This is a genomic window from Haloferax marisrubri (genome assembly GCF_001469875.2).
Lineage (GTDB): Archaea > Halobacteriota > Halobacteria > Halobacteriales > Haloferacaceae > Haloferax > Haloferax marisrubri.
In genome coordinates this window covers 247,697-264,693 of the sequence record NZ_LOPW02000018.1, presented here as the reverse complement: position 1 = coordinate 264,693, position 16,997 = coordinate 247,697, and the positions used below count along the sequence as shown (strand labels likewise).

General features: G+C 55.4%; 16 protein-coding genes and 3 pseudogenes. 3 read left to right on the top strand and 16 right to left on the bottom strand.

What is annotated here, in order from left to right; translation table 11 throughout:
- The 13 genes and pseudogenes from AUR65_RS20310 to AUR65_RS16060 form a co-directional block, all read right to left on the bottom strand.
- A pseudogene (locus AUR65_RS20310) lies at nucleotides 1-1,497 on the bottom strand (ATP-binding protein); the annotation flags it as partial.
- Nucleotides 1,490-3,694: a VirB4 family type IV secretion system protein gene (locus AUR65_RS16115; protein WP_058567844.1), complete on the bottom strand. Its 2,205-nt coding sequence runs from the start codon at nucleotides 3,692-3,694 to the stop codon at nucleotides 1,490-1,492. The gene AUR65_RS16115 and the pseudogene AUR65_RS20310, both read right to left, overlap by 8 nt.
- Complete coding sequence (locus AUR65_RS16110) at nucleotides 3,687-4,808, bottom strand: hypothetical protein (protein WP_058567843.1); 1,122 nt, start codon at nucleotides 4,806-4,808, stop codon at nucleotides 3,687-3,689. Before AUR65_RS16110 ends, AUR65_RS16115 begins: the two co-directional genes overlap by 8 nt.
- A gap of 2 nt (nucleotides 4,809-4,810) precedes the next feature.
- Nucleotides 4,811-5,872: a hypothetical protein gene (locus tag AUR65_RS16105; RefSeq protein WP_058567842.1), complete on the bottom strand. Its 1,062-nt coding sequence runs from the start codon at nucleotides 5,870-5,872 to the stop codon at nucleotides 4,811-4,813.
- Nucleotides 5,873-5,875: 3 nt separating this feature from the next.
- A complete protein-coding gene (locus AUR65_RS16100; protein WP_084816487.1) occupies nucleotides 5,876-6,718 on the bottom strand; it encodes a hypothetical protein in 843 nt (280 codons plus the stop codon).
- A complete protein-coding gene (locus AUR65_RS16095; RefSeq protein ID WP_058567840.1) occupies nucleotides 6,715-8,451 on the bottom strand; it encodes a hypothetical protein in 1,737 nt (578 codons plus the stop codon). The genes AUR65_RS16100 and AUR65_RS16095 overlap by 4 nt, the downstream gene beginning before the upstream one ends.
- Before the next feature lie 29 nt (nucleotides 8,452-8,480).
- Complete coding sequence (locus tag AUR65_RS16090; protein WP_058567839.1) at nucleotides 8,481-8,894, bottom strand: hypothetical protein; 414 nt, start codon at nucleotides 8,892-8,894, stop codon at nucleotides 8,481-8,483.
- Nucleotides 8,895-8,898: 4 nt separating this feature from the next.
- Complete coding sequence (locus tag AUR65_RS16085; protein ID WP_004967632.1) at nucleotides 8,899-9,147, bottom strand: hypothetical protein; 249 nt, start codon at nucleotides 9,145-9,147, stop codon at nucleotides 8,899-8,901.
- Nucleotides 9,148-9,323: 176 nt separating this feature from the next.
- Nucleotides 9,324-9,641, bottom strand: a complete 318-nt coding sequence (locus AUR65_RS16080; protein WP_084816486.1) for a hypothetical protein — start codon at nucleotides 9,639-9,641, stop codon at nucleotides 9,324-9,326.
- A gap of 5 nt (nucleotides 9,642-9,646) precedes the next feature.
- Nucleotides 9,647-10,021 (bottom strand): MarR family transcriptional regulator, encoded by a 375-nt coding sequence (locus AUR65_RS16075; RefSeq protein WP_049905280.1) that lies wholly within the window; start codon nucleotides 10,019-10,021, stop codon nucleotides 9,647-9,649.
- A gap of 360 nt (nucleotides 10,022-10,381) precedes the next feature.
- Nucleotides 10,382-11,629: an orc1/cdc6 family replication initiation protein gene (locus AUR65_RS16070; RefSeq protein ID WP_004968215.1), complete on the bottom strand. Its 1,248-nt coding sequence runs from the start codon at nucleotides 11,627-11,629 to the stop codon at nucleotides 10,382-10,384.
- A 1,002-nt stretch (nucleotides 11,630-12,631) separates the two neighbouring features.
- Nucleotides 12,632-13,153 (bottom strand): hypothetical protein, encoded by a 522-nt coding sequence (locus tag AUR65_RS16065; protein WP_058567838.1) that lies wholly within the window; start codon nucleotides 13,151-13,153, stop codon nucleotides 12,632-12,634.
- Complete coding sequence (locus tag AUR65_RS16060; RefSeq protein WP_058567837.1) at nucleotides 13,153-14,034, bottom strand: ParA family protein; 882 nt, start codon at nucleotides 14,032-14,034, stop codon at nucleotides 13,153-13,155. Before AUR65_RS16060 ends, AUR65_RS16065 begins: the two co-directional genes overlap by 1 nt.
- Before the next feature lie 592 nt (nucleotides 14,035-14,626).
- On the opposite strand from AUR65_RS16060, the gene AUR65_RS20620 reads away from it, so the two are divergent.
- Entirely contained in the window at nucleotides 14,627-14,779 is a 153-nt protein-coding gene (locus AUR65_RS20620; protein ID WP_449405011.1) for a DUF7837 family putative zinc-binding protein, read from the top strand.
- 8 nt (nucleotides 14,780-14,787) lie between these two features.
- On the opposite strand, the gene AUR65_RS16055 is transcribed toward AUR65_RS20620, so the two are convergent.
- Both AUR65_RS16055 and AUR65_RS16050 read right to left on the bottom strand, forming a co-directional pair.
- Nucleotides 14,788-15,273, bottom strand: coding sequence for a hypothetical protein (locus tag AUR65_RS16055; RefSeq protein ID WP_058567836.1), 486 nt, complete (start codon nucleotides 15,271-15,273; stop codon nucleotides 14,788-14,790).
- A 5-nt stretch (nucleotides 15,274-15,278) separates the two neighbouring features.
- Nucleotides 15,279-15,824, bottom strand: coding sequence for a DUF7342 family protein (locus tag AUR65_RS16050; RefSeq protein WP_233194395.1), 546 nt, complete (start codon nucleotides 15,822-15,824; stop codon nucleotides 15,279-15,281).
- 246 nt (nucleotides 15,825-16,070) lie between these two features.
- Here AUR65_RS16050 and AUR65_RS16045 point away from each other — a divergent pair, with 246 nt between their 5' ends.
- Nucleotides 16,071-16,394 (top strand): hypothetical protein, encoded by a 324-nt coding sequence (locus tag AUR65_RS16045; RefSeq protein ID WP_058567847.1) that lies wholly within the window; start codon nucleotides 16,071-16,073, stop codon nucleotides 16,392-16,394.
- A gap of 17 nt (nucleotides 16,395-16,411) precedes the next feature.
- Nucleotides 16,412-16,648, top strand: a pseudogene (locus tag AUR65_RS20555) (hypothetical protein); the annotation flags it as partial.
- 84 nt (nucleotides 16,649-16,732) lie between these two features.
- On the opposite strand, the pseudogene AUR65_RS16035 reads toward AUR65_RS20555, so the two are convergent.
- Nucleotides 16,733-16,965, bottom strand: a pseudogene (locus AUR65_RS16035) (ADP-ribosylglycohydrolase family protein); the annotation flags it as partial.
- Nucleotides 16,966-16,997 lie beyond the last annotated feature (32 nt).

Sequence of the window (16,997 nt, the reverse complement as noted above, 5' to 3'; positions counted from 1 at the left end):
CGGACGCTGTTGCGGCGAGCCGTTTTCATCGAGTGCATACCCGATGGCCATTCCTTCCCGGAACTGCTGGACTAAGTCAGGATTGGGCCACGGAAGCGGATCACGACTCTGCTGTTCAGCACGCGTCCCTCGCGTTCCTTCGACCGTCAGTTGGTCCGACGATGGTACTAAAATGAAGTTCGCAAGCTCGGCCCCACAGAGAACCAACTCCGGCCGGGTCTTACCACGTCCAGTCGTTACCTCCCGCGAAAGGAGTCGATTGAGCGCTGCTCGTGCATGCTGTTCTTTCTTCGATTGTCGGAAGCCACGGTCTCGAAGTCGCGTCGCTTCGATCTCGTAGAACGGGCCGTCGAGTGGGTCGAACACCGGCGCAAGTGACGACAGGCGGTCATCAAGGGCGTCGCGACCGGCCTCACTCGTTGGTACGCCAATTGCCCGGATATTCGTCGTGTACGAGCGCTTGGGATTGACCGCATCAATCGCGTCAAGTCGCTTGACGACGATGTCACTCAATTCATCACGGGTTCGACGTTCGTACTCTAGTTCGGGGTCAAGCAGGTCGCCAAGGATTTTCTGCGACAGCGTATCCCGTCCATCATTCAAGTCCTCTTTGCGGAGTTCCGCATCCGCTTGCCAGCTCTCCCGGCGCTGAAACACGACTTGGAACGCGAGCGGTTCGCGTGCATCGTTTAGATGGTCGATCAGCGACGCAAGCACAGCTCCCGGTTCGTCGACCGCCGGCAGCGTGCTCTCGTCGGGCGTCGCCGTCAGCGGTGTCAACGACGACATCCAGTCTTGTTTCCGAACTGCCGACCCACACCACCGCACGCCCCGTGGTGAGACGGTGTCGGCCGCGGGGCGGGCGAGAATCGTCCCGTCTGCGGCTACTGTCGGCTTCTCGACCGACGTGGGTGGAACCTCGTCAGCGAGGGAGTCAGTCGTTTCAAGTTCGACAACTGTCTCTCCAATCGACACCAGTCCGTCCGCCGTTCTGCCGCCAACCTCGTCGGCAACGTCCGTCGGTGAGCCCTCAGACTCGTGTACGACGCTTCCGCCACCGTCAGGCGTCACGTCCGCGTCGGCGTCTGCAGCCGAATACTGCTCGTCGTCGGTGAACTCGTACTGGAGGTCACCCTGCTGGTAGCGCTCAACGAACTCCTCGTGAGACAAGGCAACTGGGTGAATCAACTTCGACGCGACGTCCTCCTCGACACGCTCGATGTCGAACGTCTTCGGATAGATCGACCGAAGCCGCTCTTCGAGTGTCCCAAGATAGTCGTCAGCACCATAGTAGAACTCAACTGGCGCGTCTTGCCCCGTGCTAAGCGCAAGGAACTCAAAGCGCGGTGGGGTCGCGGATGTAAACGGGTTGAGTTTCGACCGCAGGCCCGAACTGTCAGGGGTCAGTTTGTGGAGACTCTCAAGGGTCTGCGGGATGCCGCGGGCTGTGAGTTCCTCCGAGGTCGGCGTCACGCGAAGATACTCACGCTTAGGCATCGTCGGTACCTCCAAGCTGGCCGGTGTCAGTTGCTGTTGAATCAGTCTGCATGTCTTGTAACTCTCCGTTTGCTTGCTGCGCTAACTCCGTCCGAAAGGCCTCAATATCCGTAGAGACCGCTGTCTCACCAGCCCCGGGGAGCGACGCCCGCCGTTGCTCGGTCGGGTCGAAGTCGATGACTTCCGTTTCCTTGGGCATTGCTTCGACTCTAATACCGCGCCACTCGCCGTCGACGCCAACCAAGGCTTCTGAAAAACCAGCGTCTTCGTTCCCGGGAACCGCGTCCTGTACGTACCGCATCTGGGCGTGATTCAGGCCGAACTCGTCGGCCCATTCCGCGTCCATCCCATCCAAGCGATGGAACTGCTTGACGGCACACTGGTCAAGGATAGCCTCACTTTCAGCGTGCTCGAAGAACTCGTCGACGGTCTGGGTAACGAGGCGAATCGAGAGGTCGTGGTGGCGATGGTGTCGGAACACCGTTTCGAGGAACGCCAGACTCGCGGCGTCCTGCATGATGTACCGCGCTTCGTCGATGACAAACACGACCTCTTTGTCCGTCTCTTTCGCTCGCTCGTAGACGAGCGAGATGAGCAACTGCATCGTCAGCGCCGTACTGCTGTCGACGCTGCCTTCTTGCTGGGCGAGGTCGAGATAGATGACTTTCTCGTCACGGATGTCGAACTCCGATTCCTTCCCGAGGTTCGCGTAGCGGCCCGCTTCTTCGAAGGGCCGCAGTTGGTCGATCAACCATGTTGCATCGTCGCTAAGTTTCTCGGCTTCCGCATCCGACCGGACGACGAACGATTCGGGGTCGTCGACCATTTCTTCAAAGACGTCCAACATGTCTCGAATCGTCGGGCTCGGGTTGCCGTGTGTCGTGATATCATCAGTAATGCCATGACGCTCGTAGGCCTGTCTGAGGCCGAGTTCGAGTGTCGTTCGGCGGTCGCCGAGTGAGATGCCACGGAGGGCGAAGAAATTCGTCAGGAAGCTCATCGCGTCGTCGAGTTTCTCGTTGAACGGACTCGCGTCTTCACCCATTGCCCGTTGGACGTGTTCGGGCGTCTGGCGGATTTCGAGCGGGTTTAGTCCGAGCGTCCCACCGACGGTAATTCGCTTGGCATCGAGCGCTTCGGAGACGCCCGTCCAGTTGTTGAGCGGTTCGAGAATGATCCCGATGCGGTCCTTGCTCTGTTCGATCGACCGGATGAAGTTCTCTTTCGCACCGAACGATTTGCCAGAGCCCGTGTCTCCCACCGTAAACATCGCATAGCCGTTATCGCGGGCGAACGGGTCGATGACGACCGGACTCTGGTTGTCCTTGTGAATCCCGAACTCAACGCCCCCTTCTTCGAGAATCGTCGCGTTGTGTGGCGACGCTAAGAGGGACCCAACAGCGCCGCCGAGGGCAATCGACTCCCGACCGAACACGTTGTCGCCGATTGGGGCGGCGGACTGGAGTGCGAGGTCCTGCCGGCAGATAGCCGTCTTCGGCGTGAGGTTCGCCGGTTCGTCACGGAGCGCACTTTTGACTGCTCTGACAGCGTCTCGGAGGTTGTCCGTGTCGTCGGCGCGGACGGTGACGAATAGCCCTTGGTCGAACACACTCGCGCCGCTCTCGACGGCCTTGTACGTCGCCGCTGCCTCGTTGGCTCGCTCTTGGAGGTACTCACTCCGGACGCTCTGTTCTAAATCAGCGTCGACCTGCAGGTCGTCCGCGATGTCCTGTAGTTCGTTTCGTGCGCGTTGCTGGTTCTTCGGCGTGATGTGCGCCGTCAGGTCGAACTCGACGTCGGTCAACTCGAAGAGGTCACTCAAGTAGCCGTCATTCGGGTAGTCGGCGTAGTCAGCGATGTATAGCGTCGTCGTCCATTGCTCACCGACACGGGCAGCTCGCGTCTCCCATTCAATCGCTGCTGGTGCTGTCGCCGTCTTGTGTGACTCCGAGATATCGTCGAGAAGTTGGCCTTCTGCCTCGCCGGCTTCAAGCGTTTCCTCGTCGAGGACATCCGAAAAGTCGACTTCCGGCTCGTCGTCGGTGCGGTACCGCTGCCAGAGGGCTGTCCCGCCGACGCCGAGGAGCATGATGGTCCCCAGATAGAGCGCTGCACCTTCGGGGGATGTCGGCTGTTGGGCCCACTGGGTGAGCTGCGTGAGAATATCACGACTCGACTGCAACGGGAGGTTACACATCGAACGCCTCCTCCCGGCGTGAGCGACTGAGAATCGGCTGTTCGCGAATCACGTCTGCTTCGGTCTCAAAATCGTGTTCCTCGCCGTTCCAGAAGTCCATGTTCAAAACGAACAACTCGACCGTGCTGAGTCGGCGGGCAGACCAGCCGGAGGCCTGCTGGATGAACTCGGAACGGACGTCTGTGATCCGGTCATCGAGCTTTTCGAACATCTGGGCGCGGCGTTCGACGTCAGAGAGATCTTCTCGTCGTGTGACGAACGGGTTGAACAGAATGCCAATCACGGGGAACTGCGTCAGCTTTTCAGCCGGCGTTCCCTCGTCACGGTATCGGTCGTAGACTTCGAGTGGCGAGACTTCCACGCCGATGTAGTACCGAACCTGCTGAATGCCGCGATCACGCATCTCTTTGGGCCGCGTCTCCCGATACTCCTCGAGGAGTTCACGGAAGATCGGGTTCTGTGTGACGTCTTCGTCGGTGAGTCGCTCCTCGATTGTCTCGGTGATCTGTTCGACCGGGAATGACCGGGTTGTTGCGTGGAATTTGAGCTTCGAGTCGAGTTCTTTGTTGGCGAACTCGGCGCCGGCATCCTGGAGTTGGGCCCAGTCGTCGGCCATCGCGAAGTCCATGTTCCCCGGGTCGATTTCGATGAACGCCTCCATCGCGCCGTCGGTCCGCTGAATCGCGCCGGCGCCGGGCCACGCTCGCTCGATATTCGTCAGGTCTTGGGTTCGCTCGTCCGGCGTGAATGGCGTGTAGTTCGCGAGTCCGCCCTCGTTGCGCACGGTCTCGTTCGTCTGGCTGTCTGGCTGGGCTGGCGCGCTCAACGTGATGCGGGGCCGTTTGGCGTAGCGATAGACGTCTTTCGTCCAGGTCCACGCGTTCAGATGGTCGGGGGTGACGTAGACGATGGCTGCGCCCATCCCGAGGCCGCTTGCGATAAGCGGGACGGCGAGTGATTCAATGCCCGTGAGGCCGGCGAGGAGCAATCCACAGATGGGGAGAGCGATGAGGATGCCGACGTCACCCTCTTCGATGTTGAGGTAGGGGATGCGACTCGCTTCGCCGAACTGGTCCATGATGCGCCGAGCGGCTGTGTCTTGATCTGTCGACATAGTTAGCGGGTTCGAGGTTCGTTTTCGGTCCGCCGGTACGATGGCAGTCCGTCGCTGTCATCAGTCGAGTCACGCTGTGCGGCTGCTCGCTGGGCGAGGGCTTGACCGGCGGCGGCTTTCGGCCCCCACCGGGCGGCGGTTGTCGCGACGCCAGCACCACCGACATACGCACCGGCTGCGACGCCGCCGACGAGGGCTGCGCCTCGCGTTGCACCACCAATCACCTTCGCGGTGAGGGGTGTCGCGTACGTGAACGTCTTCCACGTCACATAGAGTGAGATGAGTGGAAGAGATACAGAGACGAGATAGCTGAGAAACGCTGAATCAGGTGTTAGCGACGCTCCAACGTACAAGAGGTCGTATCCCTTGAAGATTATTGCAGCTGGAAGTGGAAGAACAGCCAACGGGACGAAGCGTTTAGCGAATCCCATTGCAACATCCGAGACAACTGGGATGTTTCCGTAGGTGAGAGCGAATGCGATCGGCATCCCATACAGATAGACGAAGAGGAGAATTGTCCGAATGTAGAACACCGCTTCCAGGGCCCACATAGAAACACCACCCAGAAAAGCGAACAACAGGCCTAAGCTCGGGTTGGTGATGGAACCCCCTAGAAAGCGCAGCATCGCCGTGGATACTGAAGAGACATCCGGCAGTAGAGCGATGGTGAATCCATCAATAAGGAATAGTGAGAGGGTACTAATCCAGTACCAAGAGATAATCAAGACGGCACCGATCCAGGCAGTTTTCTTGGTTTTTCGTGCTTCGTATGCACTACCGATATTGAATATTCGGATCGTATGACGCCCCTGGACACTCATTATGAGCAATAAGAGTGCAATGAGCGTTATTTCGCCACCAATGAGTCCATCGTGAATCGCTGGCCAGGGCGTATTGGTTGGATCACCAAAGATGAACACACCATCGGTCTGAGGCGTCGGGGTTCCAAACATGCCCTCAGACAACGTTCGGTATCCAGACCGCAGACCCTCCATGAACGAAGAGATAATCCACTCAACGATGTCTTTGAACCCTTCTAGTACGACATCGATTAAGTCAACCATTGGTCAGGCCTCCGTGATAGTGACCTCACACTCACTCATACTGCTGGACCCAGAGTACGTCACATCGAACGACTTCGAGACTTGATCTGCATTAACTCGGGTCTCAATAATGGTTCTAAATTGTCCAGAGTTCCCCTCAGAGGAACAACCCATGCCTTTCTCTGATTCTGAACCGAATGGGAATGAGTTACTGAACAGGTCAACTGTCTCTCCCGGCGCAACAACGACTTGTTCAGTTTCGTACATTCCACTCCCACGAGGGTCCGAAATAGGATTTGGAACGTCTTCAGCAAATATCAATTCAACAACTGCGTCAGGACCTGTTCCATGATTCTCCACGGTGACTACTGCTTCACCGTTTTTGAGACGGTCTGTCTCAGTATCTCCATAGACCTCGTCCCACGGCTTATCCGGGACATTTCGAAACAGCCCAACGTCCTGAATCTCAATCTGAGGGCTAATCTCGAGAGAACCCTCAGCAACAGTTTCGTCACCATCCAACGCGACGACACGAAACTCTCCGGGCTCGTAGGCAGTCCCGATTTCGAACGAAACCTGTCGTGCGCCGGCGGCAAGCCCACGTTTCCCGAAGAGTTCCCCATTTGGTTGAATGAGGTTCACCTGTTCGACGGGTGCGTCAGCATCAACTTCCACAACGATGGCTTGCCCCTCAACAGCGATGCGTGAGAGGGGACCAGCACGCTCGGTCGTCGCCGATGTCTGGTCGGGCGTCGTTGTGCCCGAGTTACGGCTACCATCGAGGCAGCCGGCAACGCTGGCGAGGGCGGCCCCGCCAACGGTTCGGAGGACGGTACGTCTATCAATCGGTGAATCGGTTGGAATCATTGGTTTCGGTAGTCGCTATCTGTCGGTCCAAACATGCGGAGGAGTCGGCGACCGGCGTAGAACGTCACGACGAACGGGATCGCCTGCCAGCCGACCTCGAACACAAACGCAACCCAGCCCTCGAGAGTCCCGAGTGGATGCCAGCGAACAGAGGCCGTATCACCCACATACGCCGGGTCGTGGCCAAGCCACGTGCCGGGGTGGTAGCGGGCGGTGTAGATCCCCGGTTCGTCCAGCGTGACGATCGCGATGCCACTCTCGTTGGTCTCAACGCGCTGGTCACCCACCGTGATGTAGCCGCTGTGTGACGACCCGCCAATCGAGTACTGTCGGTCACTCCCATTCGATGCGATCGGTGCACCCGTCTGGTTATCGCGCAACTCGACTCGGAGCGTCGCGTTCGACGTCGTCTGCGAAACGAGCTCAACAGAGAGGTTACTCTCACGAAGCTGTCGCGCCGACCCGACTTGGGGGTCGACAATCGTGGCATTCACGCCGCGAACGATCCCGCCTACCCGAAGCGCCTCCCGGTCGACGGTCTCTGCGCGGACGGCCAATCCGTAGGTAGGCGTGTACGACTCGTTGACGACCTCAACGGTCACGTTCTCGCCGATCGTCTCACGGGGTGACGCCCGGTCAGTCCCCCACGTGTCGATGATATCCGGGCCATCGCGAACCGGCTCTGCTCGCGGCCCGATCTGCGAGGGATACGCGTGAACTCGGACGGGAATCGCATCCGACTGTTCCGTAGTTGTCGACGTCCCGGTCGATGTGACGAGTGTGTCCCAGTTCGTGTTGCGAGCGGTGTAGAACCGCCACACACCACGGACTCTGGAGGTCTCATCGTCGGTGAGCGTATAGCCCTGCCACGGGCGGGACTGGAAAATCGCGACGCCAGTATCCCCGTTCGGGTACTGCGCGTAGTAGGGGTACGCCGCGAGGTCGTAAATCTCGGTATCGAGTGTATCTGAGACGGTTCGTGTCTCGGTCCGGTAGTTGACTGTCGTCTTAGATTCGCCACCAACCGTTGTCTCAACGGTCTTCTTGAGGCGAACAGAGATGGTCGCTTCGAGCGTAAGATTCGCACCCCACGAGTGAGTAGTCTGATACTGTAATTCTGGCGTGTGAGTGCCAGCAGTCGAGGCAACCGTGATGCCATCGATTTTTAGACGGGTGTTCTCAATCTCGTGAGAGACGAGTGCCCAGTCGACGGTTTGATTACCCGTTTCGTTCCCGGTTGGAACGCGAACGTGGTAGTCGACGAGCCCGCGAACCGTCCCATTGGGAGCGATATAGAGCGGTGTCTCACCTGCGTCGAGATGCCCGCGCGTCGATGGCGTGACTGCGAAAATCGTCGCGTGCGCATCGTCGATGAACGTCCCATCTTCGAGTGATGCGTGGGGCGGATACGTCGACGTGTCGGGTCCGCCGGCGTCGAGATCCGCGAAATCGTTGCGCGTCCACGTCGCGGCTGTTGCCGGTGGGCGCGTGAACGTGATATCAGTCCCGTTGGCGAGTTGGTGGAGTGCCGTTCGGTCGTCGCCGTACTGCTGCTGGTAGTCTTGTTGGCTGACGTAGCGGTCGCTATCACGAGACCAGAGCGTTGCCGACTCGTTTTCCGTGAGGCCGTTTGTCTCAGTCCCTGGTCTCGGGGGCTGTGCCGTGGCGAGGCCGATAATGGAACTCGACACGAGCAACGCGGCTACCAGTACGGAGGGCACTCGATGCTCCATGGGAGGGCAAAGGTGGATTGGTGGGGCGCTTACCAGGGAGTGAGATTCATACAGTCCCCAAGTGGGAGGCCCATAATCGACGCCACAACGGAATACAGCGGGCCGAGCACCGCCAAGATGAGGGCGGATTTGAGTGCTGCGCGCTTGTGGACTTTGAGTCGCTTTTTCTGTTCGGGGCTGGCGGTGAAGATCTCAGCGAGGGAGTCGGCCTGCCAGATGACTGCCAACCCAATGAAGCCGAGCGTCGTCGTGATCTGGAAGAAGCCCTCAACCATCCCCGGCAATTTCTCAGCGCTGCAGACCACGCTGTCTTGTGCGGCAACTGGCTGGACGGCAGCGATCGTGAACAGGATGCTCCCGATTGCGACGTGTCGGAGGATGGATCGGGAGGGCCGTTGCTGGCCGGTGGAGCGAGCGTCAGTAGGGGAGTGTGAGTCAGACATGAGGTCACTCGGTGTGGTCGTACACGAGCGCTTGGAGGTCGGCGTAGCGACTCGTCATGGTTGCAATCTCATCGAGCGAGTAGCCCAACTCACGCGCTTCGGAGAGTTGTGCGCGGAGTTCGTGCGGCTCAACGTCGCGAAGTTGCATCTCGTCGCGGAGGGCTTGCCGATAGAGGGCCGATGCGTTGAGATGGTCGTTCCACCTGAGGAACAACTCATCGATGTCTTCGACGGTAACTGAGCGGGAGATCATGTGTTCGGTATCGTTCCACACCGATTGTCTTGCGGTGCGTACATGTCAACCAGATTGGTGGAATATTATATATTTACTGGCCGATATGAAGTGTGGTAGCATGCCAAACTAGGTACTATATTATCTGGTCGAATTAGAACACCGACGACCCTCCTACCTAACGATGCAGAGGGATGTCACTCGACATATCGTGTCTGTCGAGCAGCAGCGCTATCTGTGAACTCTGAAGTGACCTGAGCAACTGCACGCTCGATATCACTATCCATCAGCGAGACGATGGCCCACGGCGAAACAAACGACTCACGGTCTATCGTTCCGGTCTCGTATGCGCCAGCAAGCGGAAGACTGTCCGAGTACTCCTTCGTCGAGATCCCGAGTGCAATATACTGGTTGCCGGCAAATGGATGACTCGAGTCGCTGAGGATGAGATACGGACGTCGAGGAGTATGCCCGAACGGATCTGCGACGACGACAATTACCCCACGCTCATACATCAGATCTACTCCGCACCCGAGTCTGCATCTTCATACTCATCGAGGTCTGGGAGATTTGCATCCCAGTCCGGATTCTCGTCGTAGTAGTCGCCCTCAAACTGCTCGCTCACGGCAGCCAAGCCAATCAAGCTCGCAGTATGTGCATCGTAGGCGTCGGGATTGATCGCCCAATACTCGCCCTTGTGACGCACAAACCCCTGATTATGGAGTCTGCTGAGCGTCGTCCCAACACTTCCTCGTGGGATGTCGAGCGCCTCAGCAATCTCACCCGCTCGATAGCCTGTTTCTGGAGTCGCTGCAAGGAAGCGAAGAATGGAACGTCCATTCGTATTCGGTCCTGGAAGGTCCGATGGCTGGTAATTTTCGAAGTCAACGGGCATATGTAACAGCATGTAACGGAGAGTAATAGACTTGCCGGAGTAGTTGTTCCAGAGTACTCTTTGGACGCTGGAAGGTCTCGATCGACGCGTTCTCCCAAAGAAGTGCGATGAATCTGAGGTCGTTGGGGGATCTAGTTTTTACTGGCAAGAGTGGTGTGTCTGACCGTGTATTTAAAGAGTGGCGAGTTAATTCAGCAAGGAGATTGTTGATAGACAAAGACGACTCAGTATCCGCATTTTGCGGCGGTACAATGTGTGGTGGCTCCGCGCCAACTGATGGGTTTCCTACTGAAGCCACCGAGTGGCAGTGTCAGCAGGAACATCGGAGCGAATCTGGCCCCAGCAAAAAATGCCGCACCGTCAGTTGGACCGAAGCTCGAGTGAATCAGGGATGTACGGTTCGATACTGCGAAGGACTCCTACTACTTTCAGGGTTTCTTCTATCGATTCAAGAATGTTAGAGATGTCAGTCTTCAAGTCCCACTTCCGGTATTTTCCACCTTTCCGGCCAAGGTTCTTTTCGGTCACCGAAAGCAAGCCAAGCATTTTGAGCTCGTCAAGGTGGTCAGATACCCAGCGAGAAGTATGGGGGTCGATATCGCCAGCTTCACAGATTCGCTCATACTGTGGGTAGATCACACGTGTACGCGCAGGCATCTTGCCGTTTGCAGCCAACACACAGAGAGCATAGAGTATGTAGTGGTCATGTTCGTGTAATCCCTGAATCCCACGCCTGACCTTCTTCGATTTCAGCCGGCTTTGTGCTCGGTTGACGTCGTCTTCGGTGACTAAGCTGCGTTTGTTTTCGCGAGCAACGTCGCCTGCCTCTAGTAGTAAGTCAAGAGCCTTACGAGCGTCACCTGCTTCTTTGGCGCCGTATGCAGCACAGAGTGGAATTACTCCTTCATCGAGTCCGTCGTCTTTGAACGCGATATCGGCACGCTGTTGGAGGACATCTTGGAGTTCAGTCGCGTCGTATGTTGGAAAGTGAAGTTGGCGTTCACACAGTGAGCTTTTGACCTTTGGTGAGAGGTCATCTGTGAACGTCAAGTCGTTTGAGATACCGATGATTCCGATCTTCGTATCGGAGACGTTCCCATTAGCATGGGCACGAGACAACTGGTACAGAATACTGTCTTCACCGGATTTGATGTGATCAACTTCGTCCAGAACGATGAGGACAGTTCCAGCTCTCGATTCCAGTTCTTCCCAGAGCATCGCATATGCTTCAGACTTCGAGTAACCGGATTCAGAGATTTGTTGGGAGGCCGAGCGCATCTGGTTGACGAGTGCAATACACAGACGATAGCTCGTCTCTAGTCCGTCGCAGTTCAAAAATACCGTCCGCAGGACAAGGTCATCGTACTGTTCGGAATCTGCTTCGAGTTGCTTGAGGAAGTATTTCGTTGAGGCAGTCTTCCCGACCCCAGTCTTACCGTAGAGGAAGATATTCTTTGGAGTCTCTCCCCAAATAACCGGCTCAAGCGCCGAGTGGTACTCTTCGAGTTCGTCATCGCGACCGACGAGAGAATTTGGAGTATACTCGTCGGTGAGTGCCCCTCTGTTGACGTAGGGGGTGTTCCCACGCTTAAACTCAAATTGGCCCATTGGTGAGGGTTGTGTTGCCAAATGATATAAACCCCCCGGACCGCCTGTTCATCTGTTTCTTTTGTACACACCGTATTTCATTTGTTTCCCGAGTTATTGTCCACGGTCGACGAGACTAGTTCCCCAACTTTTGCCCGGAGACAACTCCCAAGATATACTAGCGAAGTCCAAAAGTCGATTAGCTTATAGAGAAATCAGGCATATCTCACCGGGTTTAAGTATCAATGATTCATCTATTCCAGAATTTCACGGTGAGAGTACTAGAACCACCTGTTCATCTGTTTCTTTTGTAGACACCACATTTCATTTGATTCGCTTGTTCAACTACACACTGATGCTGTGACAGACACCGCTGTTCATCTGTTTCTTCTGAAACATAGTCGAGGTCACGCTCTTACACCAAATATTCGCCAAAGCGATCATTACAGAGCCACCGCCCGAATTTCCTTTTTCATCGATGTAGATTAGCGAACTACTGTGACGTCAGCTCGGCAAGGAAGTCTCGAATCTATGTCAGACACCACCTGTTCATCTGTTCGTTTGTTCTTCAGAGATTCCGACACACACACACCACATTTCATCTGTTCTTCCACGTGAACCCGAGGTCAGCGAGTGGCCAAACATGATTCATCGTGTTTGTACCACCAAAACCGAATCAACACTAGACTAGAACTAGAACCATTGGATAATTTTTACCACAAATCACTGTCTTCGTGTTATTATATATTTACTGGTAGAGGATAATTATACTGTCTATTCCAAGTTCGACTAAGTGGCTTATCAAGCCGTCAAACGTGTGTTAATGACGTTTAATTAATTCACCCAGAGTTATGAAACCGAGTGAAACATCCTTATTTTATAAACTAGCTATAGTCGTCACTCCATCACCACTCGACTCTCGACTCAAAGAACAGATGAACGACGGTGTATGTGTCCGGACTCCGTGAGTGACCAACTTCGCTTCATCATGGAGTGTCAACGGGTTGTGGAATAATTCTCGTCCTATGTCTCGCGAAGTTCGACCACCTTGTCGGCAATTGCGTCAGGATGTTCCATTATGAACTGAAGGATTGCTTCGTGTATCTCACGCTTCTCGTCATTCCGGATACCGTACTCTCTGAGCGCTTGTTTCACGTCGAATTGAATGAAGTCCTCAAACTCGTCGTGGGTGGTTCGCCGTGGGTATATCTGAGCTTGTACCGACTCAGAGAAGGGGAAACTGGGATTACTGTCTTCGAGCGCTCCAGAAGTACTTGGCCTTCCTTCTTGATTGGATTCCTGTTCTGGTCCATCGGTGCCTGACTGTTTACTCACCTCTGATTCACGTTCGAGGCTTTCATCTTCCTCTTTGGAATCAACGTCAGACTCTATGCCTTCATCTTTGAGCGTCACCTCGTCCCGTACCTCTCCAGAGGTGTCCGTAGTTTCAGACTTGGCTGTATCGGACTCCTGCTCTTCGCCATCGTCTTCGACTTCCGCAAGTTCCTCATCCAACCCTGCAAAGCGGTCGGTGTAGTCTCCCATTAGCGACGCACCTCTCCGTGTTCAATGATGCTTGCAAGTTCTTCGAACGACGAGAGGATCGAATCTTCTGGTGCGTAGTCTCGAAGCGGTTTGTGATCTCCAATTGCACGGGAGAGTGACTCAGAGTGGCGAATACCTGGCTTCGGGAGTGAGCCATCCCACTCTCCGGAATCAATCTTTTCCAGGTCAGCTGGAGAGATATACGCGAAGTTCGGGACCTTCGCAGCGAGATGTTCACGCGTCACCAACGACTCGATCAGCTCTCGGTCAAGAGTTTGTTGATCGATACGACGTTGGAGGTCTGTCGGTACAATTGCAAGCAAGTCCAGCGAAATGAACTCTCGAAGTGGCTTGATTAGACGCTCGACCGTTCGCTCGAACCCTCCGAGTGATTCAGGGCCTGGGCGGAGTGGCACAAGAATCGACTCGGTTGCGACGAGTGCGTTGTCCGTGAGGTGTCCCGTACTCCCGGGCGTGTCGATGATGATGTAATCGTAGGTGTCGCCCAAGAGCGGCTCAACAAGGAACTGTCGCATCCTGACTGTTCCGTGGTTCACCGACCCGAGACGATCTTGGACGTCTTCGAGGTCTGCTGTTGATGGGAAGAGGTCAAACCCAAACTCAGTCGAAACGATTGCGTCATCTGGCTCTGCATCCCGATCTATGATGATCTCTCCGAGATCTGCATGCTCATCGTCTAGATAGACTTCGCGGAAGTTAAGGCCAACTGTGAGGTGACCATTCGGATCGAGGTCGACAAGCAGAACGTCGTGATCTCGCTCAGCTAACTCGCGGGCAGTGTTAAGCGAAATCGTTGTTTTCCCGACGCCACCCTTGAGCGTGTTCAGTGCGACAGCGTTTGGTTGGGGTTCCTGTGACATTGGAGTTCACCTGAGTCACCTAAGGTAGCTGAGGTACCTGTGGTTGTACGGATAGACTCACGCATATCATATAATATTTCCTGACTTAACTACCTCTCCTAAGCCACCTAAGGTACCTAAGGCAGGTAAGGTAGGTACCATTGTACAGCTTGATTCATCTATGTTATCTATTGGTCCTAGCTCAACTACCTCACCTAATGGGCCTGTGCCACCTTAGGCACCTGAGGTACCTAATGTGAATGTGGAAACTAAGCTAACTAAGTCTGTTCTCGATTATGGATGGTATCCAGAAATGTCTCTGTCCTACCATCTCTACCTTAGGTGACTTAGCTGCCTTAGGTACCTAACTTGCTCCTAACCTTCTGCTCGGAATATGCGAGCAGACTCCGTTGCGCTTGAAGGCAAAATAGCCTATCTCGAAATAGCCAACTCTGAAATTGGTTATCCTGGTCCGATATCAACAACCAGTGCCGACCACAGGTCCGGGGATTGGGACTTTGGGGGGCGCGCGAACTGGCCAAACATCTTTGCTGTGACACCATGTAACTACTACTGGAGACAATCTGTGTCACACACGTCTCCACAATCCCCTATGACGAATGATTCGACGGCGCTTGGTCGATGCCCTGACTGCGGCGAAGAGATCGAAGCCTATCAGTCGCTCATTGAGTTTGAGGAGGCCGATGGGACAACTGGCGTGTTCGCAGAATGCTATTCATGCGATGAAGTCGTCCGCCCAGAGTGACAAACTGCCTACGTGTCCACGAGGTAGTCTGCACCGTACTCCTGTTTGAACTCGTATTCTGACGGGAAAATCGGATCTGTTGTCGCCCAGATATCGTTGACTCGTTTCTCTATAGTCTCAAGAACCATCCGAAGCACGTCATTCGGATCTTCTGGGTAGACTGCATCGACCGCACTCTCTTCTCGCGGCTGGGGTGGTACGTGGTAGTGGTCGCGTGTGTTGTGTGTATTCGGGTGGGGGTCCCATCGACACGACCAGCGCTCACCAGCCCATTCCTCAAAATACTGGATATTGAACTCACCATTCAGTCGAAGACGGATTTCGAGAGTAGCAGTATCCACGACGTCGGGATAGTAACTCGACTGAAGAGTGGCAACAACACGGTCTTCCTTTCCAGACGGGAAGTACTGGACGGTCTCGGTTACCGAGAGATCTGCGAGTCGACCACCGAGAATTCGCATCCGTTCTTCGTTGAGGTCATCTGTGCGTCCCATCGAGGTTAGGGAAACGAGGAGGCAGGACTTCCACTGACATTTGATTCGAGACGGAATTTGGCTTCTCGGAGTTCACGAAGGCGGCGAGTGACAGTTCGCCATTCACTCAGTCTATCGTACGCCTCATCGAGATCGTCGTACGTCGTCTCGGAAAGGACAACTGCCTCAGGCGAGGATTCCTCAAAGTAACTCGAGAGCCCCTGTTCTCGGGCTCGGTACTCGTCGATTGCTTCCTCAGCCGCTTCTGGTGTATTGAGCTCCCGGGTCAGTTCCGTGATACGACGGAACTCAAAGTAGGCCTCATTGCGAACGAAGAGCGCAGGATTGTCGGCGACTTTTTCGAGCACTCCGACGTCAACGAACCACTCGAGATGAGGACGTGCGCCTTCTTTTGTACAGTCAGCACGTTCTGCGACATCTGCAACAGTGGTCGGCGACGTGAGCGTCGTTACTGCTTCATACACACGATCTTTGACCGTCCGGCTCTCGACTGCTTTGTCCCACTCACCGGCCAGATTCATGTCCGGCGGAGACGGCGTATCCTCAGTCATTGTCCTAGAGACGGATTACGCTCATATTAGTTTGTGGGTGCTAAGATATGTTTGCAATTACGATAACACCTTCTAGGGTATGATACTTTGTACGATAATCCTGGTTTGGCGCTTTGACCCGTGGATGGTGAGCTGAAAAGAGGCTGTGTGGGTTTGTTCTGAGTCTTGGATACGATTCGCGGCACTGACTTAACCAACAAAATTTTTGATTAGCGACTTGTGTTGGTTAACACGAGGCAGCAGCCGATGTCCTACGAACCACCAACGCCGCCGCCGAACCTCCCCACGGAAGTCGTCAACGCTCTCAATGGATCATCGCCGAACCGTCTTCGGGACGTTGGCCGCTATGCCGAAGAGCTGGCCGAATACAAGGAGTGCGAGGCCCGTCTCGAGGACGAGTCACCGGAAGGCGAGCTTGAAGAACGGTCGGACGACCTTCCAGACGATGTCCCCACGAAGGCGACGATCACCATCAAAGAGATCAACGACAACCGCTACTACTACTGGCAGTGGAGAGAGGGAGACAAAATCAAGTCGAAGTATAAAGGCCCAGTCAATCCGGACGGGTGAACGAGAGACACGCGCAAGTACGGTTCGAGAACGGCGACTTCTCGCTGCACTACCACGAAGATCACGAGCAAGGAACATTCGATCATCGATGGGACCGCCATCCATCGGATCATAACGCTCGCGACCACATCCATCCCGGTCCAGATGCACCGACACCTGGAGATGATTCACCGCATCCCAGCGATTGGCGCGATGTCCTCTCAATGGCTCTTGTCGAGATTGAAGCCAGGCAGCGTGCATTCTGGGAAGGCTGATTGAAACCTCACGTTTACAGTACAAACGAGTTGATTGCCTTGATAGCCTCGCTTAGGTGGAAAAGTGCTAGTGGTGGGTGAGCGTCACTTCGTCGGGGGCATCAGCTGACCAGCTAGTGTCTCGAGTTCGCTCGCATCTCTGATCTCGGACACCCACCGATCGGGAAGATTCGACGCGCTGAACCGGACTCCTGCGACTGCACCAGCAATCGCGCCGATCGTGTCTGTATCTCCCCCGCAGTTCACCGGTGTACAATCGCGTCCTCCACCGTCGTCGCAGTAAGCACATCGCGAAGGGCCGTTTGTAGTACTACATAATCGTGTGCTGTTCAGGAAGTCTCCAGCTGTG

Bases quoted from the DNA above. Each gene is read 5' to 3' on its own strand.
- AUR65_RS16115 (WP_058567844.1), bottom strand. From the start codon at position 3,694: ATGTGTAACCTCCCGTTGCAGTCGAGTCGTGATATTCTCACGCAGCTC.
- AUR65_RS16110 (WP_058567843.1), bottom strand. From the start codon at position 4,808: ATGTCGACAGATCAAGACACAGCCGCTCGGCGCATCATGGACCAGTTC.
- AUR65_RS16105 (WP_058567842.1), bottom strand. From the start codon at position 5,872: ATGGTTGACTTAATCGATGTCGTACTAGAAGGGTTCAAAGACATCGTT.
- AUR65_RS16100 (WP_084816487.1), bottom strand. From the start codon at position 6,718: ATGATTCCAACCGATTCACCGATTGATAGACGTACCGTCCTCCGAACC.
- AUR65_RS16095 (WP_058567840.1), bottom strand. From the start codon at position 8,451: ATGGAGCATCGAGTGCCCTCCGTACTGGTAGCCGCGTTGCTCGTGTCG.
- AUR65_RS16090 (WP_058567839.1), bottom strand. From the start codon at position 8,894: ATGTCTGACTCACACTCCCCTACTGACGCTCGCTCCACCGGCCAGCAA.
- AUR65_RS16085 (WP_004967632.1), bottom strand. From the start codon at position 9,147: ATGATCTCCCGCTCAGTTACCGTCGAAGACATCGATGAGTTGTTCCTC.
- AUR65_RS16080 (WP_084816486.1), bottom strand. From the start codon at position 9,641: ATGTATGAGCGTGGGGTAATTGTCGTCGTCGCAGATCCGTTCGGGCAT.
- AUR65_RS16075 (WP_049905280.1), bottom strand. From the start codon at position 10,021: ATGCCCGTTGACTTCGAAAATTACCAGCCATCGGACCTTCCAGGACCG.
- AUR65_RS16070 (WP_004968215.1), bottom strand. From the start codon at position 11,629: ATGGGCCAATTTGAGTTTAAGCGTGGGAACACCCCCTACGTCAACAGA.
- AUR65_RS16065 (WP_058567838.1), bottom strand. From the start codon at position 13,153: ATGGGAGACTACACCGACCGCTTTGCAGGGTTGGATGAGGAACTTGCG.
- AUR65_RS16060 (WP_058567837.1), bottom strand. From the start codon at position 14,034: ATGTCACAGGAACCCCAACCAAACGCTGTCGCACTGAACACGCTCAAG.
- AUR65_RS20620 (WP_449405011.1), top strand. From the start codon at position 14,627: ATGACGAATGATTCGACGGCGCTTGGTCGATGCCCTGACTGCGGCGAA.
- AUR65_RS16055 (WP_058567836.1), bottom strand. From the start codon at position 15,273: ATGGGACGCACAGATGACCTCAACGAAGAACGGATGCGAATTCTCGGT.
- AUR65_RS16050 (WP_233194395.1), bottom strand. From the start codon at position 15,824: ATGACTGAGGATACGCCGTCTCCGCCGGACATGAATCTGGCCGGTGAG.
- AUR65_RS16045 (WP_058567847.1), top strand. From the start codon at position 16,071: ATGTCCTACGAACCACCAACGCCGCCGCCGAACCTCCCCACGGAAGTC.